The 22,907-nt window shown below is 70.5% G+C and carries 26 protein-coding genes and 2 tRNA genes; 14 read left to right on the top strand and 14 right to left on the bottom strand.

Going from position 1 to position 22,907, the window contains the following annotated elements; translation table 11 throughout:
* Positions 1-190 precede the first annotated feature (190 nt).
* From P8R59_RS15515 to P8R59_RS15505, 3 genes are all read left to right on the top strand, one after another.
* A complete protein-coding gene (locus tag P8R59_RS15515; protein WP_278101793.1) occupies positions 191-1,447 on the top strand; it encodes a DNA polymerase IV in 1,257 nt (418 codons plus the stop codon).
* Positions 1,448-1,511: 64 nt separating this feature from the next.
* Positions 1,512-1,832, top strand: coding sequence for a hypothetical protein (locus P8R59_RS15510; RefSeq protein WP_278101792.1), 321 nt, complete (start codon positions 1,512-1,514; stop codon positions 1,830-1,832).
* On the top strand, positions 1,807-2,400 hold the full coding sequence (locus tag P8R59_RS15505; protein ID WP_278101791.1) for a hypothetical protein: 594 nt from the start codon (positions 1,807-1,809) through the stop codon (positions 2,398-2,400). Before P8R59_RS15510 ends, P8R59_RS15505 begins: the two co-directional genes overlap by 26 nt.
* 1 nt (position 2,401) lies before the next feature.
* On the opposite strand, the gene P8R59_RS15500 is transcribed toward P8R59_RS15505, so the two are convergent.
* The 6 genes from P8R59_RS15500 to P8R59_RS15475 all read right to left on the bottom strand — a co-directional run bounded on the left by P8R59_RS15500 (position 2,402) and on the right by P8R59_RS15475 (position 4,544).
* The gene (locus P8R59_RS15500; protein WP_278101790.1) at positions 2,402-2,905 is read right to left on the bottom strand and encodes a DUF2017 family protein; all 504 of its coding nucleotides are present in this window, start codon (positions 2,903-2,905) and stop codon (positions 2,402-2,404) included.
* Complete coding sequence (clpS, locus tag P8R59_RS15495; RefSeq protein WP_278101789.1) at positions 2,902-3,204, bottom strand: ATP-dependent Clp protease adapter ClpS; 303 nt, start codon at positions 3,202-3,204, stop codon at positions 2,902-2,904. Before clpS ends, P8R59_RS15500 begins: the two co-directional genes overlap by 4 nt.
* Complete coding sequence (locus tag P8R59_RS15490; protein ID WP_278101788.1) at positions 3,195-3,572, bottom strand: metallopeptidase family protein; 378 nt, start codon at positions 3,570-3,572, stop codon at positions 3,195-3,197. The genes clpS and P8R59_RS15490 overlap by 10 nt, the downstream gene beginning before the upstream one ends.
* A 122-nt stretch (positions 3,573-3,694) precedes the next feature.
* Positions 3,695-3,770: transfer RNA gene (locus tag P8R59_RS15485), tRNA-His, on the bottom strand.
* A gap of 36 nt (positions 3,771-3,806) precedes the next feature.
* The gene (gene orn, locus P8R59_RS15480) at positions 3,807-4,433 is read right to left on the bottom strand and encodes an oligoribonuclease (protein WP_278101787.1); all 627 of its coding nucleotides are present in this window, start codon (positions 4,431-4,433) and stop codon (positions 3,807-3,809) included.
* A 38-nt stretch (positions 4,434-4,471) separates the two neighbouring features.
* Positions 4,472-4,544: transfer RNA gene (locus tag P8R59_RS15475), tRNA-Arg, on the bottom strand.
* Between the two features lie 102 nt (positions 4,545-4,646).
* Between P8R59_RS15475 and P8R59_RS15470 the strand changes: the two genes are divergently transcribed.
* A complete protein-coding gene (locus tag P8R59_RS15470; protein WP_278101786.1) occupies positions 4,647-4,856 on the top strand; it encodes a methyltransferase in 210 nt (69 codons plus the stop codon).
* 51 nt (positions 4,857-4,907) lie between these two features.
* Here P8R59_RS15470 and P8R59_RS15465 read toward each other — a convergent pair whose 3' ends face one another.
* Positions 4,908-5,516 carry a YczE/YyaS/YitT family protein gene (locus P8R59_RS15465; RefSeq protein ID WP_278101785.1) on the bottom strand — a complete coding sequence of 203 codons (609 nt, stop codon included), beginning with the start codon at positions 5,514-5,516 and terminating at the stop codon, positions 4,908-4,910.
* Between the two features lie 61 nt (positions 5,517-5,577).
* Between P8R59_RS15465 and P8R59_RS15460 the strand changes: the two genes are divergently transcribed.
* Positions 5,578-6,996, top strand: coding sequence for a PLP-dependent aminotransferase family protein (locus P8R59_RS15460; protein WP_278101784.1), 1,419 nt, complete (start codon positions 5,578-5,580; stop codon positions 6,994-6,996).
* Between the two features lie 103 nt (positions 6,997-7,099).
* Here P8R59_RS15460 and P8R59_RS15455 read toward each other — a convergent pair whose 3' ends face one another.
* Positions 7,100-7,357 carry a hypothetical protein gene (locus tag P8R59_RS15455; protein ID WP_278101783.1) on the bottom strand — a complete coding sequence of 86 codons (258 nt, stop codon included), beginning with the start codon at positions 7,355-7,357 and terminating at the stop codon, positions 7,100-7,102.
* Positions 7,358-7,546: 189 nt separating this feature from the next.
* Here P8R59_RS15455 and P8R59_RS15450 point away from each other — a divergent pair, with 189 nt between their 5' ends.
* The 4 genes from P8R59_RS15450 (at position 7,547) to P8R59_RS15435 (ending at position 11,056) form a co-directional block, all read left to right on the top strand.
* Positions 7,547-8,089 (top strand): single-stranded DNA-binding protein, encoded by a 543-nt coding sequence (locus P8R59_RS15450; protein WP_278101782.1) that lies wholly within the window; start codon positions 7,547-7,549, stop codon positions 8,087-8,089.
* A 39-nt stretch (positions 8,090-8,128) separates the two neighbouring features.
* Positions 8,129-8,623 (top strand): DUF6993 domain-containing protein, encoded by a 495-nt coding sequence (locus P8R59_RS15445; protein WP_278101781.1) that lies wholly within the window; start codon positions 8,129-8,131, stop codon positions 8,621-8,623.
* Positions 8,624-8,856: 233 nt separating this feature from the next.
* Positions 8,857-10,536: an energy-dependent translational throttle protein EttA gene (ettA, locus tag P8R59_RS15440; protein ID WP_278101780.1), complete on the top strand. Its 1,680-nt coding sequence runs from the start codon at positions 8,857-8,859 to the stop codon at positions 10,534-10,536.
* On the top strand, positions 10,529-11,056 hold the full coding sequence (locus P8R59_RS15435) for an acyl-CoA thioesterase (RefSeq protein ID WP_278101779.1): 528 nt from the start codon (positions 10,529-10,531) through the stop codon (positions 11,054-11,056). Before ettA ends, P8R59_RS15435 begins: the two co-directional genes overlap by 8 nt.
* Positions 11,057-11,126: 70 nt before the next feature.
* On the opposite strand, the gene P8R59_RS15430 is transcribed toward P8R59_RS15435, so the two are convergent.
* Positions 11,127-12,005 (bottom strand): acyl-CoA thioesterase, encoded by an 879-nt coding sequence (locus P8R59_RS15430; protein ID WP_278101778.1) that lies wholly within the window; start codon positions 12,003-12,005, stop codon positions 11,127-11,129.
* A gap of 52 nt (positions 12,006-12,057) precedes the next feature.
* Between P8R59_RS15430 and P8R59_RS15425 the strand changes: the two genes are divergently transcribed.
* Both P8R59_RS15425 and P8R59_RS15420 read left to right on the top strand, forming a co-directional pair.
* Positions 12,058-12,726 (top strand): hypothetical protein, encoded by a 669-nt coding sequence (locus tag P8R59_RS15425; protein ID WP_278101777.1) that lies wholly within the window; start codon positions 12,058-12,060, stop codon positions 12,724-12,726.
* Between the two features lie 653 nt (positions 12,727-13,379).
* Complete coding sequence (locus P8R59_RS15420) at positions 13,380-13,736, top strand: hypothetical protein (protein WP_278101776.1); 357 nt, start codon at positions 13,380-13,382, stop codon at positions 13,734-13,736.
* 80 nt (positions 13,737-13,816) lie between these two features.
* Here the strand turns inward: P8R59_RS15420 and P8R59_RS15415 are convergent, their stop codons facing one another.
* The 5 genes from P8R59_RS15415 to pepN all read right to left on the bottom strand — a co-directional run bounded on the left by P8R59_RS15415 (position 13,817) and on the right by pepN (position 19,945).
* Positions 13,817-14,266 (bottom strand): globin, encoded by a 450-nt coding sequence (locus tag P8R59_RS15415; protein ID WP_278101775.1) that lies wholly within the window; start codon positions 14,264-14,266, stop codon positions 13,817-13,819.
* A complete protein-coding gene (locus P8R59_RS15410) occupies positions 14,263-15,507 on the bottom strand; it encodes a mechanosensitive ion channel family protein (protein WP_278101774.1) in 1,245 nt (414 codons plus the stop codon). Before P8R59_RS15410 ends, P8R59_RS15415 begins: the two co-directional genes overlap by 4 nt.
* 70 nt (positions 15,508-15,577) lie before the next feature.
* Positions 15,578-16,366: an ABC transporter permease subunit gene (locus P8R59_RS15405; protein ID WP_278101773.1), complete on the bottom strand. Its 789-nt coding sequence runs from the start codon at positions 16,364-16,366 to the stop codon at positions 15,578-15,580.
* Complete coding sequence (locus P8R59_RS15400; protein ID WP_278101772.1) at positions 16,363-17,274, bottom strand: ABC transporter ATP-binding protein; 912 nt, start codon at positions 17,272-17,274, stop codon at positions 16,363-16,365. Before P8R59_RS15400 ends, P8R59_RS15405 begins: the two co-directional genes overlap by 4 nt.
* Before the next feature lie 121 nt (positions 17,275-17,395).
* Positions 17,396-19,945, bottom strand: a complete 2,550-nt coding sequence (pepN, locus tag P8R59_RS15395; protein WP_278101771.1) for an aminopeptidase N — start codon at positions 19,943-19,945, stop codon at positions 17,396-17,398.
* Positions 19,946-20,101: 156 nt separating this feature from the next.
* Here pepN and P8R59_RS15390 point away from each other — a divergent pair, with 156 nt between their 5' ends.
* The 3 genes from P8R59_RS15390 to P8R59_RS15380 all read left to right on the top strand — a co-directional run bounded on the left by P8R59_RS15390 (position 20,102) and on the right by P8R59_RS15380 (position 22,895).
* Entirely contained in the window at positions 20,102-21,274 is a 1,173-nt protein-coding gene (locus P8R59_RS15390) for a ferrochelatase (RefSeq protein WP_278103842.1), read from the top strand.
* An 89-nt stretch (positions 21,275-21,363) separates the two neighbouring features.
* Positions 21,364-21,906 carry a ribose-5-phosphate isomerase gene (locus tag P8R59_RS15385; RefSeq protein WP_278101770.1) on the top strand — a complete coding sequence of 181 codons (543 nt, stop codon included), beginning with the start codon at positions 21,364-21,366 and terminating at the stop codon, positions 21,904-21,906.
* A complete protein-coding gene (locus P8R59_RS15380) occupies positions 21,906-22,895 on the top strand; it encodes an Fpg/Nei family DNA glycosylase (protein WP_278101769.1) in 990 nt (329 codons plus the stop codon). The genes P8R59_RS15385 and P8R59_RS15380 overlap by 1 nt, the downstream gene beginning before the upstream one ends.
* Positions 22,896-22,907 lie beyond the last annotated feature (12 nt).

Raw genomic sequence — 22,907 nt, 5'->3', positions numbered from 1 at the left:
GCAGTTCGCTGAGGTTGCGCGGATGGGTCGAGGCGGCGGGGGCGGGAGCGCGTCCGGCGTAACCTCAGCGATTGGCCTCGGATCCGCTGGCCTCGGCGGATTCCTGCTGAGGTTGCGCAGATCGCCGAGGCCGCGCGCGCCGCCCCCCGCCCCGGCCGCGATGTCGGAGGCCCGGGGGAGAATGGATGCCATGGGACGCGGAGACGGCACGGGACGCATCGTGTCGCCGCCCGGTGCCGACGACACCGGGACCGGCATCCTGCACGTCGACATGGACGCCTTCTTCGCCTCGGTCGCGGTGCTCGACGACCCGTCGCTCGCGGGCAAGCCGCTCATCATCGGCGGCTCCGAAGGGCGCGGGGTCGTGTCCAGCGCGTCGTACGAGGCGCGACGCTACGGTGTGAAGTCCGCGATGCCGGTGGCGATCGCCCTGCGCCTGTGCCCGAACGCGATCGTCGTGAATCCGCCGTACTCGCGGTACACCGAGATGTCGCGCCAGGTCATGGCGATCTTCGATGAGATCACCCCGCTCGTGGAGCCCCTGTCGATCGACGAGGCGTTCCTCGACGTGCGCGGGGCTCGACGGCTGTGGGGGAGTCCGGGGAGGATCGCGCGCGATCTGCGGGTCCGGGTCAAGGAACGCACCGGTCTGACGTGCAGCGTGGGGGTCGCGGCGACCAAGCACGTGGCGAAGATGGCCTCGACGATCTCCAAGCCCGACGGCCTGTTGATCGTCGCCGAAGCGGACACCGAGGCGTTCCTGCGGCCGCGTTCGGTCCGTGCGCTCTGGGGAGTGGGGCCGAAGGCGGCGGAGGCTCTCGAATCGCGGGGCATCCGTCTCATCTCCGACGTGCTCGACACTCCGCGCCCGGCGCTCGAGAAGGTGCTCGGGCCGGCCATGGGTGAACGCATCTGGCACCTCGCCCGCGGGATCGACGCCCGAGAGGTGCACACCGGGCGCACGGAGAAGAGCGTGGGGCACGAAGAGACGTTCCACACCGACATCTCCGACACGCAGACGCTCCACGTCGAGCTGCGCCGGCTGGCCGACCGTGTGGGCGCGCGTCTGCGGAACCAGGAATTCGAGGCATCCACCATCTCCATCAAGGTGCGGTTCAGCGACTTCACGACGCTGAGCCGCTCGCGGACCCTCCCCGAACCCACGTCGGTCGGACAGCGGATCGGGGATGCCGCGATCGAGCTGTTCGACGGGATCGACCGCCGTCAGGCGGTGCGGCTCGTCGGCGTCCGCGGCGAGAAACTGCGGCCGACCGCGACGGCCGCGACGCTGTGGGACGACGACGCGGAGTGGCGCCGTGTGGAAGGGGCGCTCGACGGCGCGACCGCGCGGTTCGGGCGCGGCGCCGTCACTCGCGGGTCGCTCCTCGGCCCGTCGCGCGGCGGCGGCGCGCTGCCCACGAATCCGCGTCCCTCGTACGACCACTGACACGGCGCCGCCCGGTGCGCAACGCCCCTGGGCGCGTCGATCACGGGCGGGTACGGTGGGGTCCATGCCCAACATCGCATTGGAACTCGGCAAGCGGGCCACCAGCTTCGGCGTCACCTCCGCCTACGGCGAGCAGCAGGACGTGGACGGCGTGCGCATCGTCCCGGTCGCCCTGACGTGGGCCGGATTCGGCGGCGGCTCGGACGAACAGGGCAACGGCGGCGGAGGTGGCGGCGGGTACACCCTCCCGCTCGGCGCGTACATCCGTCGCGGTGACGACCTCCGCTTCGACCCGAACCTCGTGTCCCTGCTCGCCGTCGGTATCCCCTTCGTGTGGGTCGCCGGTCGCGCGCTCAGCCGTGTCATCCGCGCCCTCAAGAAGTAGCGCCGATCCCCTCGACGACGCCCTGACCGCCGCGGTCGGGGCGGTGTCGTCGCGGGTGTCGGCGGTGGGGGCGTCCAACCCCGTGGTGCTCATCGACGGCCGCAGCGGAGCGGGCAAGAGTTCGCTCGCCCGCCGCCTGGTCAGTGCCTGGCCGGGGCGCAGCCGGGTGCAGCTCGTCGCTCTCGATGACCTCTACCCCGGCTGGGGAGGACTCGCCGAGGGAGCGGAGTACGCTCGCGAGACGATCCTCCTGCCCCACGCGAAGGGCACGATCGGCGTGTGGCAACGCTGGGATTGGGAGGCGGGGGAGCGGGCGGAGGCCCACGCCGTCGACCCGTCGCTGCCGCTCGTCGTCGAGGGATCGGGGGTGCTCACCCCCGCGGCCGCAACGCTCGCCGACGTCCGCGTGTGGGTCGACGCGCCCGACGGCGCACGGAAAGACCGCGCCCTGCGGCGCGACGGTGACACGTACCGCCCGCACTGGGACCGCTGGGCGGCCCAAGAAGACGCGCATCTCGCCGAGCACGAGCCGCAGGCGCTGGCATCCCTCGTCGTGTTCGTACCCTGAGTCAGGCCGTGGGCGGATCGCTCAAGTTCCGATCGAGGGCGGTGACGAGTCCGTCGAGACGGTAGGTGACCCATTCGTAGATGCCGAATCGCGCGTCGCCCGTCCGGGGCTCGTCCTCGTCCTGGATGCCGAGACGCGTGGCGAGCACGAGGCGGACCGCCGCGAGGGTCCGCATCCAGGCCCGGGCTTCGGTCTCGCCGAGCGCCACGGTGATAGTCGTGTCGGGGTCGCTCCCCGGATCGAGTTCGCCGCCGTCCATGCCGAGGGTGTGCAGGACCGTTCCGGCATCCTCGACGCGCCGGTCGAGCATGTCGGCCCCGGTCAGACGGCGGAACTCGCGGCTCGCGGCCTCATCGTCGGGATAGGCGTCGGGCAGCAGGCGCGTGACGGCCGGGTCTTCCTCGCGCTCGGCGCCCGCGACGAGATCGCGGAACTGTCCGACGATTCCGGCGAGGTGCAGCGCCTCGAGGCCGCTGATCTCCATCACGACGATGCGGTCGTTCATTCGACGTCCTTCCGCACGGTGGCCCAGAGGCCGAACTCGTGCATGGCTTGCGCGTGCAACTCCATGAGTTCGCGGGGTCCGCGCGCGACGACGGCGTGCCCGTCGTGATGCACGGAGAGCATGAGCCGATGGGCGGTGTCGGCGTCGAAGCCGAAGTACGTGCGGAAGACGTGGACGACGTAGCTCATCAGGTTGACGGGGTCGTTCCAGACGACCGTCTGCCACGAGGTCGGGGGAGCGGCCTCGATCTCGGTGACCTCGTCGAGGTCGGGAACCGCGGTACCGGCCATCACGCCCATCCGAGTTCGTGGAGACGCGCGTCGTCGATGCCGTAGAAGTGGGCGATCTCGTGGACGAGGGTGGTGTGGATCTCGTCGCGGAGCTCGTCCTCGTCCGCACAGGCGGCGAGGTGCGGCTCGCGGTAGACGATGATCCGGTCGGGGAGTTCGCCCACGCCGTAGCGTTCACGTTCGGTGAGAGCCCATCCGTCGTAGAGGCCGAGGAGATCGAGCGATCCATCCTCGGGGCGGTCCTCGACGACGAACACGACGTTGTCGAGCCCGTCGACCATGTCGTCCGGGAGGCGGTCCAGCTCGTCCACGACCAGGGCCTCGAACGCGGCACCGTCGAGGTCGAGCCACGCGTGCTCGTCCACCTCGTCGTGCATGGTTCTCCCGTTCCTGCGGACGTCGGCGGGGATGCCTCGCGCTCCGTCCGCCCAATTCTATGAGTCCTCGCAGGGCACCGGCCGGAACGACGAAGGCCCGCCGGGGAGGCGGGCCTTCGGGGTGGGGTGGCTAACGGGACTTGAACCCGCGACCCCCGCGACCACAACGCGGTGCTCTACCAACTGAGCTATAGCCACCATGTGTCCACCGCAGCGGACAACTGAACGATTATGTCATACGTCCCGCGCGAACGACGAAACGACCGACGATGCGGCGCCCTTGGCCTCGTCGCTCGTGGGGCCCGGCTCCGGCACGAACACGGCCTTGCGGTAGTACGCCAGCTCGCGGATGGACTCGAGGATGTCGGCGAGGGCGCGATGCCCGCCGTTCTTCGCGGGAGCGTTGAAGTAGGCGCGCGGATACCAGCGGCGCGAGAGCTCTTTGATGCTCGACACGTCCACGTTCCGGTAGTGCAGCCACCGGTCGACCCGCGGCATGTACTTCGCGAGGAACATCCGGTCCGTGCCGATCGTGTTGCCCGCCAGGGGCGCCTTGCCCTCGAGCGGGGCGAAGCGCTGGATGTACTCGAGCGCCTGGAACTCGGCATCCGCCAGGCTCACGCCGTTCGGGATCTCGTCGAGCAGACCCGAGGACCGGTGCATCTCGGTGACGAAGTCGCCCATGTTCGCCAGGGCCGAGGCGTCGGGCTTGATGACGACCTGGAAGCCGGGGTCGAGGACGTTCAGCTCGAAATCGGTGACCACGACCGCGATCTCGACGAGCTCGTCGACCGCAAGGTCGAGTCCCGTCATCTCGCAGTCGATCCAGACGAGCCGGTCGTTCTCAGAGGCGCTTACCATCCCGTCATCCTACTGACGGGGTGAGACGGGGGAGTCGGTCCCCCAGGCACGATTCGAACGTGCGACCGGCGGATTAGAAGGCCGCTGCTCTATCCACTGAGCTACTGGGGGTCGCCACCAGGATATCGGTGACCCGCTCGCGCCGTGGTCGACCCCCTGGCGGGGCCGGACGGGCGGGCGTACGCTCCGGCCAGATCGAACGAAAGGAGCACCATGTCCGAAACGACGACGCGCCGACTGTGGGTCGCGTACGGCCCCGGCGGAGTGGTCGGAACCATCCAGAAGGATGCCGAGGGCTACGCCGTGCACATGACCGGCAGGGACGAACGCCTCGGGGTCTACCCCACGATGGAGATCGCCAAGAACGCGGTGCATTCGCACCTGAAGCCCGGGAGCGATCGGCCCCAGTTCCGGGAGCACTGAGCCCCGCAGCGTGTCGTGGAGGCGAGGAAGCCTCCGCGACCCCGCCGGGCGTCACACCCGGGCCGGGCGGTGAAGACGCCGTCGCGGCTCGGGTGCGGCCAACAGGCGCAGTGCGACGTGCACCAACGGTCCGATCCCGAGGGCGAACACGACCGTGCCGATGCCGACCGTGCCGCCGAGGAGCCAGCCCGCCACCAGCACGGTGCCCTCGACGGCGAGCCGCGAGGCCCAGATCGGCCAACCGAACCGGGCGTGGATTCCGGTCATCAGCCCGTCGCGCGGGCCGGGTCCGAAGCGCGCGCCGATGTACAGTCCGGAGGCCGCCGCGACGGTGACGACTCCGCCCACGAGCATCAGCGCCTGCCAGATCAGGGTGTCGGGATGCGGCAGGAACGTCAGGGACACCTGGATGCTCGTCCCGACCAGGAGGATGTTGGCCACCGTGCCGACGCCGGGTCTCTGCCGGAGGGGGATCCACAGGAGCAGCACGCCGAGTCCCACGATGTTGGTGATCCAGCCGACACCGATCCCCGTCACGCGCGAGAGCCCCTCGGCGAACACCGTCCACGGGTCGACGCCGAGACCGGCCGCGATGGTGAGGGCGCAGCCGAAGCCGTAGAGGCAGAGGCCGATCAGCAGGCGAAGGATCCGGGTGGTCACGAAAGGAGCCAATCACAGGATTGGGTCTATGCAAGCGTGCCAATCTGGTTACTCTGGCCTCATGGACTCCCGCATCTCCGCCCGCGCCCTCGCCGAGGCGCTCGGTGGCTGGCGCGGCCGCGGCCCCGCCTACGAGGCGCTGGCTGACGGCATCCGCCTCCTGTGCCTCGACAACCGCATCGCCCCGCGCACCGCGCTTCCCGCCGAGCGCGAGCTGGCCGCGGCCCTGGGATTGAGTCGCACCACCGTGGCCGCCACGTACCGCAGCCTGCGAGACACCGGCCACATCGAGAGCCTGCGCGGGAGCGGGAGCGTGACCCTGCCACTCCGGCGCAACGACCCCGGCGCGGACGACCGGCGGGACGGCGTCATCGACCTTCAGCAGGCGAGCCCCGCAGCCTGGCCCGGTCTGCCGGCGGTCATCCAGGACGTGGCTCAGGATGCCGCCGCACTGGTCGCGCGTACGGGGTACGACGTCGTCGGGGAGCCGGGACTGCGCGAAGCCATCGCCCAGCACTATCGCGACCGCGGACTCGCGACCGAGCCCGACCAGATCCTCGTGACCACGGGGGCGCAGAGCGCACTGCACCTGATCGCTTCGGTCCTCCTGTCGCGCGCCGACCGCGTCCTCATCGAGACGCCGACCTACCCCCACGGCGCGGACGCCTTCCGTGCCGTGGGCGCCCGACTCGTCGGCGTCCCCGTCTCCCCGGACGACGGGTGGGATCTCGATCGAGCGGCGCAGACGTTCGCCCGGGTGCTGCCGGCTCTGGCCTATCTCATGCCCGAGTTCCAGAACCCGACCGGTCGCACCATGAGCCGGGAGGAGGTGACCGCGTTCGTCGACGGTGCGCAGCGCGCCGGGACGTACCTCGTGCTGGACGAGACGACCTCGGGCCTGGACATCGACCGTCCGACCGCGCCGGTCGCCTTCCCCGACCTGGGCCGGATCGTGAGGGTCGGTTCCCTGGGGAAGACGGTGTGGGGCGGCCTGCGCGTCGGATGGGTCCGGGCCGAAGCCGACATCGTGCGGCGGTTGGCGAGCGGCCGACCGGTGCACGATCTGGGCACCCCGGAGTTCGAGCAGGCCGTGGCGGCGCGTCTGCTGCACCGGCTCGATGAGATCAGCACGCAGCGCGCGGATCTGCTGCGCGCCGGTCGGGATGCACTCACGCGCGCACTGGTCGAGCGCTTCCCCGAGTGGGAAATCCCGCACGCGCACGGAGGGGTGTCGCTGTGGGTCGGCCTCGGAGAACCGGTCAGCACCCCGCTCGTGATGAGCGCGCGGGCCCGTGGGCTGCTCCTGTCCGCCGGCTCACGCTTCGCGGTCGAGGGAGGACACGACCGGCGGCTGCGCATCCCGTTCACGGCCGCACCGCACACGCTCGAGCGCGCCGTCGACATCCTCCGGCACGCCTGGGAGGACGTGCGCGGGACAGCGGCGGGAGCGGCGCTCGACGACCTCGCGACCGTGGTCTGAGCCGCGAGGGCGTATCGGGTCTGTTTTCTGCAGCCCCGATCGTCGTGGTCCGTGCGTCCGGCTCCGACCTCGCGGGGTCGCCGGGGCGCGCCCGCGTGGAGCTCTACCGCGCGTAGCGGAGGCACTCCAGTGCGTCGTTGGACGACCAGAACTCGCCCAATCGGCGGAACCGACCCGTCGTCGCATGGAAACGCTCGGCCGCGTATCGCCACCCGTCATCGGCGGCGATCGCGCGCACGTGACCCACGACGACGCCGCGCGGGTCGGCGATGCGCCACAGGCCTGCGGCGACGTGGGTCGCCGCTCCCCACCCGGCCGGGCGCGGGGCCGGGGCGAGGTCGTTCCACAGTGCGGTGGTCATGCCCTCACGCTACGAGGGGCCTCCGACATCGCCGGGGTGCTCCTTCTCCCCACTGATCGGTTCGTCGGACTTCTCCACGGAACGGCGTCCGCGGCCTGCGACTCTCTGGCCCGACCGGTCATTCTGTCCCTGGCTCCGGCGTCCGTCGGGCACACGGATGCCGGAGCCCGAACCCAGAGAGGACACATCATGAGCGACCACATCACCCTCGTCGGCAACATCATCGGCGACCCCGAGGAGCGAGCCACCCGCGGCGGCGAGCCGATCGCGGCGTTCCGTCTCGCCGTGAGCGAGCGCCGGTTCGACCGGGAACGCGGCCAATGGATCGACGGGCACACCAACTACTACGCCGTTTCGGTCTTCGGCGAACTGGGCAGGAACGCGCTGGCTTCGCTCCGCAAGGGCGAACGCGTCATCGTCGCGGGCCGGCTCCGCCTCCGCGAGTGGGAGACCGATGCCAAACGCGGAGTCAGCGCCGACGTCACCGCGGACGCCGTCGGCCACGATCTTCGATGGGGCGCGTCGACGTTCCGTCGGAGCGTCCGGCGCGACGACACCGCCACGGCCGGATCGGGTGAGGCGTCCAGTGCGTCCTCCGAGGGCGGCGACGACGCGTGGGCCGTGCCGGGAGAATCCCCGTCCGTTCCCGCCGGGGCACCCGATCCCGACGGCGTCGAAGGGGGGAAGTCGACTCCCGCCCTCGTCGAGGTCGGCGACGCGACCCCGTTCTGACGGCCGGGGCGCGCGCGGTCGGTCCGTAGACTCGGGCGAGTGATTCGCCTGACACCCCGACCGGCCACCGTTCTGGCGGCGGCGGCCGTTCTCGCGCTGGCGGGCTGTACCCCGACACCGTCCGACGGTCCTTCCGAGGCGGTCGCGACCCCCGCGGCGACGGCGACGGCAGCGACGACTCCCTCGGCGTCCGCTGCGGTCCCGACCCTCGTCCCCACGGGGTCGGCGGCGGAGAACCTCCCCCTCTTCGCGGATGTCGTGCGCGCGGTGTGGGCCGGACCCGACCAGGTGTCCGGGCGGGCCTACGTCGACGCCCTCGTCGCCGCCGGTTTTGACAAGGCGGCGATGCAGGTCACACCCGACACCACGACGATCGGCAACCCCGCCGAGAGCATCGAGTTCTCGGTGCGGTGGGGTGAGGACTGCCTCGTCGGTCAGGTGGGCCCGTCCATCGGCGACCCCGTGGCCACCGTGCTGCCGGGGCTGTCCACCGGCGCGTGCCTGATCGGGCAGACGCGCGCGATCGACTGGTGACACCACGGGGCCGGGTGGAAACGGGGGTGCCGGTCCGCGGGCGGTGACCCCGTCGCGAGCGGCTCGGCCGTCGCCGCGGCTCCGGTCACCCGTGGCCCGCGTCGGACGGCGCCCGCACAGGCGGCCTTGATAGGCTGATCGGGACTTCCGCGCACCCGGGTGCTCCGCCGAGATCGAGTCGGCGAACCGGGCGGGCGCGGCCCTCATCCCCGATCGAAGGTGGTACGTCCTCGATGGCCGAATACATCTATTCCATGGTCCGCGCCCGCAAGGCCGTGGGCGACAAGCTGATCCTCGACGACGTCACGATGTCGTTCCTCCCCGGTGCCAAGATCGGCATGGTGGGACCGAACGGTGCCGGCAAGTCCACGATCCTCAAGATCATGGCGGGGCTCGACACCCCCTCCAACGGCGAGGCGCGCCTGAGCCCCGGGTTCACCGTCGGCATCCTCATGCAGGAGCCCGAGCTCGACGAGAACAAGACCGTGCTGGAGAACATCCAGGACGGTGTCGCGATCAAGCCGAAGCTCGACCGCTTCAACGAGATCTCCGCCCTGATGGCCGACCCGGACGCCGACTTCGACGCGCTGCTGGCCGAGATGGGCACCCTGCAGGAAGAGATCGACGCCGCGGACGGGTGGGACCTCGACTCTCAGCTCGAGCAGGCCATGGACGCGCTGCGCACCCCGCCGGCCGACGCGAGCGTCGTGCCGCTCTCGGGTGGTGAGCGTCGACGCGTCGCGCTGGCGAAGCTTCTGCTGCAGAAGCCCGACCTGCTGCTGCTCGACGAGCCCACCAACCACCTCGACGCCGAAAGCGTGCTGTGGCTCGAGCAGCACTTGAAGGCGTACAAGGGTGCCGTCATCGCGATCACCCACGACCGGTACTTCCTCGACAACGTCGCGGAATGGATCGCCGAGGTCGACCGCGGGCACCTGTACCCCTACGAGGGCAACTACTCCACCTACCTCGAGAAGAAGGGGCAGCGCCTCGAGGTCCAGGGCAAGAAGGATGCCAAGCTCGCCAAGCGCCTGAAGGAAGAGCTCGAGTGGGTCCGCTCGAACGCCAAGGGCCGCCAGGTCAAGTCGAAGGCGCGCCTCGCCCGTTACGAGGAGATGGCCGCCGAGGCGGAGCGCACGCGGAAGCTCGACTTCGACGAGATCCAGATCCCCGCGGGCCCGCGTCTGGGCAGCATCGTGATCGACGCCAAGAAGCTCGAGAAGCGCTTCGGTGACCGGTCGCTCATCAGCAACCTGAGCTTCAACCTGCCGCCCAACGGCATCGTCGGTGTCATCGGACCGAACGGTGTCGGAAAGACGACGCTGTTCAAGACGATCGTGGGTCTCGAGCCGCTCGACGGCGGGACGCTCAAGATGGGCGAGACCGTCAAGATCAGCTACGTCGATCAGTCGCGCGCGAACATCGACCCCGAGAAGACGCTATGGGAGGTCGTGTCGGACGGCCTGGACATCATCACGGTCGGCAAGACCGAGATCCCGTCCCGCGCTTACGTGTCGAAGTTCGGCTTCAAGGGGCCCGACCAGCAGAAGAAGGCCGGCGTCCTGTCCGGCGGTGAGCGCAACCGCCTGAACCTCGCGCTCACGCTGAAAGAGGGCGGCAACCTGCTGCTCCTCGACGAGCCGACGAACGACCTCGACGTCGAGACGCTGAGTTCGCTCGAGAACGCCCTCCTGGAGTTCCCCGGTTGCGCCGTGGTCATCACCCACGACCGGTGGTTCCTCGACCGCATCGCGACGCACATCCTCGCCTACGAAGGCACCGAGGAGCACCCCGACCAGTGGCACTGGTTCGAGGGCAACTTCGAGGCCTACGAGGCGAACAAGATCGAGCGCCTCGGTGCCGACGCGGCCAACCCGTCGCGTTCGACCTACCGCAAGCTCACGCGTGACTGAGTCGACGGCGCCCGCGGGTCCGGCAGCGGCCGGGCCCGCGCGGCTGCACGTCCCCATCCACCTGCGCTGGGGCGATCTCGACGCGCTCGGGCACGTCAACAACACCTCGATGCTCAAGCTCCTCGAGGAGGCGCGTCTGCGCGCCTTCTGGCGCGGTGACGAAGAGGGCGAGGCCCTCCCGACCGCGGTCTTCGACATGAGCGTCCTGGAAAGCGGCGGCGAGCGGGCGACCCTGATCGCCCGGCAGGAGATCGAGTACCTCCGCCCGGTTCCCTACAGCCAGCGTCCACTCGACGTGCGCCTGTGGATCGGCGCGATGGGCGGCTCGAGCGCCGACATCTGCTTCGAGGTCTTCAGTCCCACAGGCGAGGACGAGCCCGTGCTCTACGCGCGGGCGACCGCTGTCGTCGTGCTCGTCGACACCGCGAGCGGACGCCCCATCCGCTGGAGCGAGACCGAGCGCGCCGCGTGGGGCCCCTACGTCGGTGACCCGATCGAGTACCGACGCCGCGGCCGCTGACGCCGCGAGCCCGCGTGAGTCGCCAAGTTCTGTCGCCTGGATGCGGCCGGAAGCGACGATTCTTGGCGACTCACGCGCCGTTCTCGCCCGGTACCCGCACCATGACCTCCTGGGCCACACTCGCCAGGAGCGTGCCCTCGCGGGTGTAGATGCGACCGGTCGACAGGCCGCGCCCCCCGCGCGCGTTCGGCGACTCCTGCACGTAGAGGAGCCACTCGTCGACCCGCCCGGCGCGATGCCACCACATGGCGTGGTCGAGGCTCGCCACCCGCAGCCCGCGGGTACCCCAGGGCACGCCGTGACCACGCAGGATCGGCTCCTGAATGGTGAGGTCGCTGAGATAGGCGAGCGCGGCGCGGTGCACGGCCGGGTCGTCCGGCAGCGCGCGCCGCGTGCGCATCCACACCGCCTGACGAGGAACGTGCGGCCCTTCCACGACGGTATACACCGGAGACGGGACGTGCACGACCTCGACGGGGCTGTCCGCGATCGCGCGCCGGCTCAGCGGGTGCAGAGACGCGTCGTCGAGCGGCGGCAGGTCTTCCGGCTGAGGAATGCCCTCCGGCATCGGCTCCGCGTGTTCGAGACCGGGGTCGTCGTCCTGGAACGACGCGATCATCGAGAAGATCGGGACGCCGGCCTGGAAGGCCTGAGTCCGGCGCGTCGAGAACGACCGTCCATCATGGATGCGATCGACCGAGAACGTGACGCCGTCGGACGGGTCGCCCGGCCGGAGGAAATACCCGTGCATCGAGTGCACCGTGCGCTTGGGCGGAAGGGTTCGCGACGCCGCCTCGATGGACTGCGCGAGCACCTGCCCGCCGAAGACACGCCCGAACGGCATGGGCTGCGAGACGCCGGTGAAGATGTCTTCGGTGGTCCGTGCGCCCGCGTCGCGGAGGTCGAGCACCGCGAGCAGAGAGGCGACGGGGTCGATGGCGTCGGTCACGCTCACTCCCGTTCCGCCGCAGAGGTCTGCGTCGCTTGATAGTTTAGGGCGGGTGTCCGCGCGCCTGTTGTTCCCCGACCCGCAGGCGGCCGCCGACCTGCTGACCTTCGCCTCCCGCGCCGTCCGGCTCGGTGACGGGACGGTGCGGCTCCGCGCCGACGGCGGGGTCCTCGTGACCACGGCCGCCCCGCTCGCCCCCCGGGGCCTTCTGGATGCCACGCCCACCGTGCTGGGCCTTCGCGTATCGGTCATCGACCCGGAGTTGCAGTGCGATCTCGTGGTCGAGGCATCCGCTCTCCTGGCCGCACCCGACGACGCCTCCGCGGTCGTCCTGCCCGAGACCGCGAGCGCCCCGGCCTGGGCGGGGGTGTCCCCACCGCGTGGCGGCTGGACCGAAGTGGATGCTCTCGACAGCGCGGTCCTCGCCGCCCGGGCCCAGTACGGTATCGCGGCCGTGGCCGACGCCCTCCCGTCCGATCCGGGCGAGGACGTCGTCCGCACGGTGCGCGCCCAGGTGTGGGGGCAGCCGGACGAGGCTCTCGGCGGCCTCGCGCTCGGCACGGCGTTCACCGCCTACGCCCTCGGCTTCATCGCGGGTGCAGAGCAGGCCGCCGTGCGCACGAGCGGGGTCTGGACGCGTCTCACCCTGGCCCGCGGTCACGTGCTCGTGCGCGGGCCGGTGCGCTCCGGCCTGACGCCGGTGCGTGCCACCGGCGGGTGACTCAGCCGGCCCATAGGCGGGCGGCCTAGGCTGAGTCGTGCAGGGGGAGTACTCCCGTCGCGATGCCTCCGTCATCACGAGACCACGATTGGTCTCCGGGCGCATCGGTCCGACTCGGGCGGAGGAGACCTTGACGCCGCAGCTTCGCGTTGCCCGTTCAAAGGTCTGCCATGGTCTCGTTCTCCCGCCTGGTCTCCCTCGCCTCTCGAGCTGTCGAGAAAGCCGCATCCTCGCCGTCTCGCCCGTCGGGCGCGGGAGGCGGCCGCACCGACTGGCGTGATGTGGTGCGCTCCGCCGCGGACGCGGTCACGGGCGACGGCCGCTCCGGGACCGCATCTGGAACACCTGCGGTTCGTCCTCCGTCCTCGACAGCGAGCGGAGCTGTCCCCACCTCGCCCGCCGCCGATTCAGCCTCCGTCTCGGAGAGCGACCGCGCGGCGATCGCTCGCTACGACTATCTGCTGCGCACGGCCGATCCCGACCGCGTCGAGGAGATCCACCGCGATGCCTTCGCGCGCCTGAGCCCGACCCAACGCGCGCACGTGCGGGAGCGGATGGATGCGGAGCTGGCGCCCCCCGAGCGCCCGCGGTCGGACAGCGCCCACGATCTGGCACGCACCGCTGCCCGCGCGGAGGCTGCGCACCCTGGTCGCATGTCGACGATCCTGGCGCGCGCGGGCCGTGGCGGCCTCATCGGAGCGGGCGTCGTCGGTGCGGGAGGGCTCCTCGCCGCGGTTGCCGGAGGCGCCGTCGTCAGTGCCGTCGCCGCGCCGCTGCTCGCGCATGCCGGGCAGATGGGCGTCGATTTCGCCGGCCTCGCCGAGGGGGTCGACCTCGAGTCGTTGGCATCCGGAGTCGATCTCGCCTCCCTCGCCGGCGGAACCGATCTCGGCGAGTGGGCCGGTGGGGCTCAGGATGCCGTGTCGGGAGCGGGCGAGCAGATCGGCGGCTGGGGCGAGCGGTTGTCGAACCTCGACATCCCGGGTTTCGGCGACTTCCTCGGTCGCTGACGCGCGTTCGGTCACGGTGGGTCGCGCCAGCTCGCCCGCGACCGGTGGATGTGCGGCCCGGTGGATCGCCGTGCCCGGGATCAGCCGGCGGGACGGATCGGCAGACCGGTGTCGGCGCGCCCGTCGCGGGTCGGTCCGATTCCCCGGGACTCGAACGTGTTCACCATGGCGTGGGCCGCGCGCTCCAGGTAGTCCCAGAGGGGCGCCTCCAGCGCCGGCGGCAGGGCGATCTCGTCGACGGCCGCGCGCATGTGACGGAGCCACCGGTCCCGTGCGTCGGGGTCGACGTGGAACGGCATGTGCCGCATCCGCAGGCGCGGGTGACCGCGTCGCTCGCCATAGGTCGTGGGGCCGCCCCAGTACTGGGCGAGGAAGAGCGTGAGCCGTTCCGCCGCGGGCCCAAGGTCTTCCTCGGGGTACATCGGCTTCAGCACTTCGTCTTCGGCCACCCCGCGGTAGAAGGCGTCGACGAGTCGACGGAAGGTGCCCATCCCGCCGACCTGCTCGTAGAGGCTGATCGGCTCGCTCACGCGGATGCTCCATCGTCGTCGGCCCGCACGGCGGGGGGAGTGGGCTTGATCACGTCGCCGTCGTCGACCCGCGGCGCGGCCTCTTCGGTCTTCGGCTTTGTCGGACGCGCCTTCTCCGCCGCGATCTCGGCAGCCACGGCATCCGCGTCCAACACCGTGTCCGACACGGCGAGCTTCTTACGCCGCGGACGCCAGACCGGACGTTCGGGTGCGGTGGCGACGGGGGTGGGCTTGGTCTTCGGGGGGTGCGCCCCGCGCACGCTCTGTGCCCCCTCGGCGCCGGTGAGGACGATCGAGTTCAGCTGCGGGAGGGTGACGCCGAGCGCGTCGATCGCGCGCTTGAGACGCACGCGCAGCTCCCGCGCGACGTCGTCCTTCGCGCCCGATCGGGTCTTCATCACGAGACGGATCACCAGGGCGTCGCCGCTGATCGACTCCAGGCCCCAGATCTCGGGCTGCTCGATGATGCGAGACCGCCACTTCGTCTCTTTCGCGAGGGTCTTCGCCGCGGTGAGCATCGCCTTCTCGACCTCGTCGATGTCGGCGTCCGTGGGCACCGCCAGGTCGATGATGACCCGGGCCCACCCTTGCGACATGTTGCCGATGCGGGTGATCTCGCCGTTGCGGACGTACCAGAGCGTGCCGTTGACGTCGCGGACGTGCGTGATGCGCACGCTCACGAACTCGACGATCCCGGTCGCGAGGCCGAGGTCCACGACGTCGCCGATCCCGATCTGGTCCTCGGCGACGATGAAAATCCCGTTCAGCACGTCCTTGACGATGTTCTGGGCGCCGAAGCCCAGACCCGCGCCGATCGCCGCGGTGAGCAGGGTGAGGGATGCCAGCGCATCGGGCGCGACGATCCCGGCGATCCACACCAGGGCGGCGATCACGAGCACGACGTTGACGATGTTCTGGAGGATCGTGCCCAGGGTCCGCGTGCGCTGAACGAGGCGGACGGCGGCGAGCGGCGAACGGTCGAGCGCCTGCGTGTCGTCCACCCGGGCGTTCTTCTTCGCACCGTTGACGATGCGATCGACGACGCGCCGGATGATGAGACGCAGCACCCAGGCCGCGATCGTGACGCCGACGATGATCCCGAAGATCTGCAGGAGTACCCCGCCGAAGCCGAGCAGTTGCTCTCCGATCCACGCCCAGGAGGAGGGGAGGACGAGATCGGCCGGACTGCTCGGGGCGCTCGGGCTCGTCGTGGGGTCAGGTGTGCTGGCGAGTACGGACATCGTCTTCATGCTAACGACGGATGCCTCGGTGCCACCTGGGCATCGAGGCATCCGTCGTTCGTCCGATCCGTCAGGCGTCCCGTCGCCGCAGCACGAGGATGCCCGAGCCCACGAGCGCCACGACCCAGGCGAGGAGCGTCAGGGCGGGCTGCAGGATGTCGCCGGTGGGGATGGCGGTCAGGTCGCTGCCCGCGGCGACCGGCAGGTAGCGTCCGAGATCGACGACCCACTGCCAGGACGTCCCGCCGAGCGCGAAGAGGTTGACCGCGATCGGGGCGACGAAGAGGACGCCGACGGTCGCGGCGATCGCACCGGCGCCGTTGCGGATCAGGAGTCCGAAGCCCGTGCCGATGAGGGCGTAGGCGATCATCGCGAGCACGCCGAGCATCAGGGGGAGGACGGCCTGCGTCGGATCCGACCACGTGACCGCGGTCGACGAGATCGGAACGGTGACCGCGAGGCTGAGCAGGGAGCTGACCGCCGTCGCCGCACCGACCAGGAGGGCGATGGCGAGGCTCTTGGCGAGCGCCACCTGGGCGCGGCGCGGATTGGCCGTCAGAGTCGAGCGGATCATCCCGGTGGCGTACTCGCCGGTGATCGCGATCGCCCCGAGCACGCCGGCCACGAGCATCGTGAACTGCGCCGACAGGAGAACCCCGAGGATGGGATACCCGCCGTCGGACGCCGAGACGTACAGCGCGGCGATGGCGAGGGACAGCGCAGCGGCGATCCCCAGCGACCACCAGGTCGAACGGAGAGTCGTGAGCTTCAGCAGTTCGCTGCGGAGCGTGCGGAGGAAGGTCGGGCCGGCCGTGGCATCCGTGTACGTGGTGCGCCGGGGCGCGGTGAGGGTGGTCATGCGAGTTCCTTCGTCTTGTACTCGATCGCGTCGCCGGTGAGGGCGAGGTAGGCGTCCTCGAGGGATCCGCTGCGCGGGGTCAATTCGTGGAGGGGGATGCCGTGACGCGCGGCGAGATCGCCGATCCGGACCGCCGAGGCGCCGGCGAAGCTCGCCAGGCCCGTCTCCACGCGCGTCGCCGTGACGCCCTCGGGTGCGAGCACCTCCACCAGACGCGACAGCTCCGGCGAGCGGACCAGGACGACTTCAGTGGTCCACGACCGCACGAGCTCGGGCAGCGGAGCGTCCGCCAGCACCTCGCCGCGCCCGAGGACGATGACGTGATCGGCGGTCAACGCCATCTCGCTCATGAGGTGGCTCGACAGCAGCACCGTGCGTCCCTCGGCGGCGATGTGCCGGACGAACTCACGGACCCAGCGAACGCCCTCGGGGTCGAGTCCGTTCACCGGCTCGTCCAGGATGAGGGTGTGCGGGTCGCCGAGGAGCGACGCGGCGATGCCGAGTCGCTGGCCCATGCCGAGCGAGAACCCGCCCGCGCGTTTGTCGGCGACGGAGGCGATGCCGGTGATCTCGATCACCTCGTCGACGCGGCTGCGGCTGATGCCGTGCGTGGCCGCCATGACGCGGAGATGGTTCCGGGCGCTCCGCCCCGTGTGCACGGCCTTGGCATCCAGCAGGACGCCGACCTCGGTCAGCGGGGCGCGCAGGCGGTCGTACGGCGTTCCGTTGACGGTGACGCTGCCGGCGGTCGGGCGATCGAGTCCCACGATCATGCGCATCGTGGTGGACTTCCCAGCGCCGTTGGGGCCGAGGAACCCGGTGACGCGCCCGGGCGGGACGGTGAAGGAGACGTCGGACACGGCGGTGCGGGTGCCGTATCGCTTGGTGAGGTGGTCTGCGACGATCATGCTTCCACGCTAGGAAGGCGGCGTTTCCCGCACGTCCCCCCGCGGACGGATTCCCGTACATCGGAGGAGGTACGCCCCCTCCCACCGGAGCGGGAGAGGGCGTACGTCGACGGCGGTGACGTTACTGCGCGTCGCGCTCCTGCACGGCAAGTGCGCGCTCGACACCCGCGAGGTTCTCGCTCACGAGGCGGCGGAGAGCGGGCGCGGCGTCCTTGTGCGCGGAGAGCCACGCGCGGGTGGCATCCCGCAGCTGCGTGTTCGCGAGAGCTGCCGGGTAGAGCCCGACGATCAGGTACTGCGCGATCTGGTAGCTGCGGCTCTCCCAGATGGGCAGCAGCATGTCGAAGTACGGCCCGACGAAGTCGGCCAGCACGCCGACGGTGGCAGGGTGCGTGAACCCGAGCGCCGCGGAGCGGACGATCGTGTTGGGCGCGTCGGAGCGGTCGATGAGGGAGCTCCACGCCTCCTGCTTCGCTTCGTGGCTGGGCAGCGCCGCCTTGGCCTGGGCTGCGAACTCCCCGCCCTTGGCGGTGTTGTCGGCCTCGCGCGCAGCGTCGATGTCGGCCGCCGTGACCGCTCCGCCGGCGGCGAGAGCCACCAGCAGCTGCCACGACAGGTCGGTGTCGATCTCGAGTCCGTCGAGCACCGTCTCGCCGTCGCGCAGCGCACGGACCGTCTGGACGTGCGCGGGCGTGGCCGCGGCCGAGGCGAACGCCGTGACGAACTGCAGCTGGCTGTCGCTGCCGGCCTCGGCGGACTGCGCCAGGGCCCACAGACCGTCCGCGACGCGTTCGCGAGCGGCCGCGCGGGTCGCCGGAGCGACGTAGCTGTTGGCCGCGAGCTGCAGCTGAGCGAGAGTCGTGCGGACCGTGGTCGACTCGGTCTCGGAACCGATGTTCCGCAGCACCAGGTCGATGTAGTCGGTCGCCGACGCTTCGGCATCCCGGGTCTGGTCCCACGCGGCACCCCAGACGAGCGAACGCGCGAGCGGGTCGGCGATGTCCTTGAGGTGCGCGATGGCCGTGGCGAGCGAGCGCTCGTCGAGGCGGATCTTCGCGTACGCGAGGTCGTCGTCGTTCAGCAGCACCAGGTCGGGACGACGGATGCCGCGCAGCTGCGGCACCTCGGTGCGGTCGCCGTCGACGTCGAGCTCGATGCGGTGCACGCGCTCGAGGCGGCCGGACTTGTCGAGCGAGTAGAAGCCGACGCCGAGGCGGTGCGGACGGATCGTCGGGTAGTCCGACGGCGCGGTCTGCACGATCGCGAAGCGCGTGAGCGAGCCGTGGTCGTCCTGCTCGATGAGCGGGGAAAGCGTGTTCACGCCCGCGGTCTCGAGCCACTTCTTCGCCCAGTCGCCCAGGTCGCGGCCGCTCGTGGTCTCGAGCTCGGCGAGCAGGTCGCCGACCTCGGTGTTCGACCACTGATGCTTCTGGAAGTAGGCGGCGACGCCCGCGAAGAACTGCTCGATGCCCACCCAGGCGGCGAGCTGCTTGAGCACCGACCCGCCCTTGGCGTACGTGATGCCGTCGAAGTTGACCTGCACGTCCTCGAGGTCGTTGATCTCGGCGACGACGGGGTGGGTGGAGGGGAGCTGGTCCTGGCGGTACGCCCAGGTCTTCTCCATCGCGTTGAAGGTCGTCCAGGCGGCCTCCCACTCGGTGGCCTCGGCGGTGGCGATCGTCGACGCCCACTCCGCGAACGACTCGTTGAGCCAGAGGTCGTTCCACCACTTCATGGTCACGAGGTCGCCGAACCACATGTGCGCCAGCTCGTGGAGGATCGTCACGACGCGACGTTCCTTGACGGCATCCGTGACCTTGCTGCGGAAGACGTAGGTCTCGGTGAACGTGACCGCACCGGCGTTCTCCATCGCGCCCGCGTTGAACTCCGGCACGAAGAGCTGGTCGTACTTGGCGAAGGGGTAGGGGAAGCCGAACTTCTCCTCGAAGTACGCGAAGCCCTGACGCGTCTTGTCGAAGACGTAGTCGGCATCCAGGTACTGCCACAGGCTCTTGCGGGCGTAGACACCGAGAGGGATGACGCGGCCGTCGGCGCTCGTCAGCTCGGAGAACGTCGACTCGTACGGGCCGGCGATGAGGGCCGTGATGTACGACGAGATGCGGGGCGTCGTCGGGAAGGCCCACTCGGCGACGCCGTCGCCCACCTCGCGCGGTTCGGGCGTGGGGGAGTTGGAGACGACCTTCCACGCGGCCGGGGCCGTCACGGTGAAGGTGAACTCGGCCTTGAGGTCGGGCTGCTCGAACACCGTGAAGACGCGGCGCGAGTCCGGCACCTCGAACTGCGTGTAGAGGTAGACCTCACCGTCGACGGGGTCGACGAAGCGGTGCAGACCCTCGCCGGTGTTGGTGTACTCGCAGTCGGCGTCGACGACGAGCTCGTTCTCGGCGGCCAGTCCGTCGAGCGCGATGCGCGAGTCGGTGAAGACCTCGGCGGGGTCGAGGACCCGGCCGTTGAGGGTCACCGAGTTCACGGTGCGCGCGATGAGGTCGATGAAGGTCGACGCGCCCTCGGTCGCGGCGAACCGGACGGTGGTCACCGAGCCGAACACCTCGTCGCCGCGCAGCAGATCGAGGCGCACGTCGTATCCGTGCGTGTCGACGATCGCGCGGCGCTCCTGCGCTTCGATGCGGGTGAGGTTCTCTCCTGGCACTGGCGTTCTCCCGAGGATGTGGGTGGATCGTCGCGGATGGCACTGCTGCGGATGACACTGCTGGCGCCGACGACAACCGTATAAGCCTAGTGTCGAGATACCCCACGGCCGGGCTGATCGCTCAGGTGGGAGGATGTCGGGGTGAGCACGACCGACATGGACACCACCCCCGAGACCGTCCTCTACGCGTCTCCCGCCGCGGCATCCGGACCCCAGTGGGTCGAGACCCCCGTGGCCTACGACGCGATCCTCCTCGCCGGATTCGGCGGACCGGAGGGCCAGGACGACGTCATCCCCTTCCTTCGCAACGTCACGCGCGGACGCGGTATCCCGGATGAGCGACTGGAAGAGGTCGCCCACCACTATCGCCACTTCGGCGGCGTGAGCCCGATCAACGAGCACAATCGCCAGTTGAAGGCGGCGCTCGAGGCCGAGATCGCGCGCCGCGGGCTGAATCTCCCCGTCTACTGGGGCAACCGCAACTGGTCGCCGTACCTGGAGGAGGCCGTCGCCGAGGCCGCCGAAGCCGGTGACACGAGGCTGCTCGCGATCGCGACGAGCGCGTACAGCTCGTTCTCGAGCTGCCGTCAGTACCGCGAGGACTACGCGCGCGTGCTCGAGGCGACCGGCCTCGGCGAGACGGTCACGATCGACAAGGTGCGGCAGTTCTTCGACCACCCCGGCTTCGTCTCGACCTTCGTCGAGGGAGTGAGGGATGCCGTGTCGGCGTACGTCGCGGACGGCATCGCACCCGAGAAGATCCGTGTGCTCTTCTCCACCCACTCGATCCCCACCGCCGACGCCGAGCGCTCGGGCCCCCGCGACGTCGACTTCGGCGAGGGCGGCGCGTACGAGGCGCAGCACAAGGCCGTCGCGGCATTCGTGATGGCCGAGGTCGCCGCCGCCGTCGCCGACGTCGAGTGGGAGCTGGTGTACCAGTCGCGTTCCGGCCCTCCCACGCAGCCCTGGCTCGAGCCGGACGTGAACGACGTCATCGCCGAGCTCCCGGGCCGCGGTGCCGAGGCCGTGGTGATCGTGCCGCTCGGCTTCGTCAGCGACCACATGGAAGTTCTGTGGGACCTCGACACCGAGGCGATGGAAGCGGCGGAGGAAGCCGGCATCCGCGCCGTCCGCACGCCTACGCCGGGTATCGACCCCGCGTACGTGTCCGGACTCGTCGACCTCGTCGAGGAGCGCCTGAAGGGCACGCCGAAGGCGGAACGTCCGCACCTGACCGACCTGGGCCCCTGGTACGACGTGTGCCGCCCCGGCTGCTGCGAGAACGTCCGCGCCGGATTCAAGCCCGTCGCCGCGGGTCTGCGCCCCTGACACCGTTCGACGCCGCTCGTCCCTCGCCGAGGGCGGGCGGCGTCGTCGTTCGCGCCCGCGGTGTCGGCGGCCGTCCCTAGGATGGGCGCATGCGCATTCACATCGGCACCGATCACGCCGGTCTCGAGTTCTCCACCCAGCTGCAGCACCACCTCGCCTCCCAGGGCCACGAGGTCGTCGATCACGGCCCCATCGAGTACGACCCCCTCGACGACTACCCGGCCTTCTGCATCCGCGCGGCCCAGGCGGTCGTCCGCGATCAGGCCGATGGCGTCGAGACGCTGGGTGTGGTCTTCGGCGGCTCGGGCAACGGCGAGCAGATCGCCGCGAACAAGGTTCCCGGGATCCGCGCGGCGCTCGTCTGGAGCATCGCGACGGCCGAACTGGCGCGCGAGCACAACGACGCCAACGTGATCGCCATCGGCGCGCGCCAGCACACGTTCGACGAGGCCGCGTCCTTCATCGACCGCTTCATCGCGACCCCGTTCTCGGGCGAAGAGCGCCACGCCCGGCGCATCGCCCAGCTCGCGGCCTACGAGCAGGACGGCATCCTGCTGCCCGATCCTCGCGAGGCGGCTGCGCGACCCGACGTCCTCGACGCCAGCGACACGTTCGATCCCGAGGCAGGCTGATGCCCGAAGGGCATTCCGTCCACCGCATCGCCCGTCAGTTCGACCGCAACATCGTGGGCCGCGCCGTCGCGGCATCCAGTCCTCAGGGACGATTCGTCGAAGGGGCCGCGGTCCTCGACGGCCGTGAAGCGCTCGAGGTGCGTGCCGTCGGCAAGCAGATGTTCCTGCGGTTCGACCCCGACGTGTGGCTGAGGGTGCACCTCGGCATGTACGGCGCCTGGGATTTCTCGGGCGAGGTCGCGATCGATGCGACGATCGCCTCGGCGAACGGTCGCATGGGGCACACGAACCAGCGCGGCACCGTCCTCGACGAGCCGATCATGGATGCCGCCGGCGAGAACTCCCTCACCTCGATCGGCGCTCCGCGGCGCGCACGCGTGCGCATGTCCGAGCAGACGACCGGGCTCGAGGAGCAGACCGAGTGGCCGCCGCCCGTCGTCGGTGCGGTGCGTCTGCGCCTGCTCACCGAGACGACGTGCGCCGACCTGCGCGGGCCCACCGCGTGCGCGCTCCAGACGCCCGATGAGGTCGCCGCGACGATCGCCAAGCTCGGCCCCGACCCGCTCGTCGACGACGTCGCCGAGGGGGAGGAGCGGTTCGTCGCCACGGTGCGGCGAAAGCCGACGGCCATCGGGCTGCTGCTCATGGACCAGTCGGTGGTCAGCGGGATCGGCAACGTCTATCGCGCCGAGATCCTCTTCCGTGCCCGGCAGAACCCGCACACGCCGGGCCGCGACGTCCGCGAGGAGACCGCGCGCGAGATGTGGCGCGACTGGGTCCGGCTTCTGGCGATCGGCGTCGAGACCGGTCAGATGATGACGATGGACGACCTCGACCCCGAGGCGTACCGACGCGCCATGGCCCACCGCGACGACCGGCACTGGGTGTACCACCGGGCGGGTCTCCCGTGCCGGTTGTGCGGCACCACGGTGCTCGTCGAGGAAGCGGCCGGACGCAAGCTGTACTGGTGCCCGCGCTGCCAGGCGTGAGCGTTCTAGGCT

Source organism: Microbacterium proteolyticum (assembly GCF_029639405.1).
Taxonomy (GTDB): Bacteria; Actinomycetota; Actinomycetes; order Actinomycetales; family Microbacteriaceae; genus Microbacterium.
Note: the sequence above shows the minus strand (reverse complement) of the source record. Positions and strands in the feature narration are given on the sequence as shown.

What these genes read in the sequence shown, in the direction of transcription:
- P8R59_RS15490 (WP_278101788.1), bottom strand. Translation starts at nt 3,572, where the DNA reads ATGCACGACGAGGTGGACGAGCACGCGTGGCTCGACCTCGACGGTGCC.
- P8R59_RS15410 (WP_278101774.1), bottom strand. Translation starts at nt 15,507, where the DNA reads ATGTCCGTACTCGCCAGCACACCTGACCCCACGACGAGCCCGAGCGCC.
- P8R59_RS15455 (WP_278101783.1), bottom strand. Translation starts at nt 7,357, where the DNA reads ATGACCACCGCACTGTGGAACGACCTCGCCCCGGCCCCGCGCCCGGCC.
- P8R59_RS15450 (WP_278101782.1), top strand. Translation starts at nt 7,547, where the DNA reads ATGAGCGACCACATCACCCTCGTCGGCAACATCATCGGCGACCCCGAG.
- P8R59_RS15470 (WP_278101786.1), top strand. Translation starts at nt 4,647, where the DNA reads ATGTCCGAAACGACGACGCGCCGACTGTGGGTCGCGTACGGCCCCGGC.
- ettA (WP_278101780.1), top strand. Translation starts at nt 8,857, where the DNA reads ATGGCCGAATACATCTATTCCATGGTCCGCGCCCGCAAGGCCGTGGGC.
- P8R59_RS15385 (WP_278101770.1), top strand. Translation starts at nt 21,364, where the DNA reads ATGCGCATTCACATCGGCACCGATCACGCCGGTCTCGAGTTCTCCACC.
- P8R59_RS15420 (WP_278101776.1), top strand. Translation starts at nt 13,380, where the DNA reads ATGTCGACGATCCTGGCGCGCGCGGGCCGTGGCGGCCTCATCGGAGCG.
- P8R59_RS15510 (WP_278101792.1), top strand. Translation starts at nt 1,512, where the DNA reads ATGCCCAACATCGCATTGGAACTCGGCAAGCGGGCCACCAGCTTCGGC.
- P8R59_RS15390 (WP_278103842.1), top strand. Translation starts at nt 20,102, where the DNA reads ATGGACACCACCCCCGAGACCGTCCTCTACGCGTCTCCCGCCGCGGCA.
- P8R59_RS15500 (WP_278101790.1), bottom strand. Translation starts at nt 2,905, where the DNA reads ATGAACGACCGCATCGTCGTGATGGAGATCAGCGGCCTCGAGGCGCTG.
- P8R59_RS15515 (WP_278101793.1), top strand. Translation starts at nt 191, where the DNA reads ATGGGACGCGGAGACGGCACGGGACGCATCGTGTCGCCGCCCGGTGCC.
- P8R59_RS15460 (WP_278101784.1), top strand. Translation starts at nt 5,578, where the DNA reads ATGGACTCCCGCATCTCCGCCCGCGCCCTCGCCGAGGCGCTCGGTGGC.
- P8R59_RS15400 (WP_278101772.1), bottom strand. Translation starts at nt 17,274, where the DNA reads ATGATCGTCGCAGACCACCTCACCAAGCGATACGGCACCCGCACCGCC.
- P8R59_RS15405 (WP_278101773.1), bottom strand. Translation starts at nt 16,366, where the DNA reads ATGACCACCCTCACCGCGCCCCGGCGCACCACGTACACGGATGCCACG.
- orn (WP_278101787.1), bottom strand. Translation starts at nt 4,433, where the DNA reads ATGGTAAGCGCCTCTGAGAACGACCGGCTCGTCTGGATCGACTGCGAG.
- P8R59_RS15380 (WP_278101769.1), top strand. Translation starts at nt 21,906, where the DNA reads ATGCCCGAAGGGCATTCCGTCCACCGCATCGCCCGTCAGTTCGACCGC.
- clpS (WP_278101789.1), bottom strand. Translation starts at nt 3,204, where the DNA reads ATGGGCGTGATGGCCGGTACCGCGGTTCCCGACCTCGACGAGGTCACC.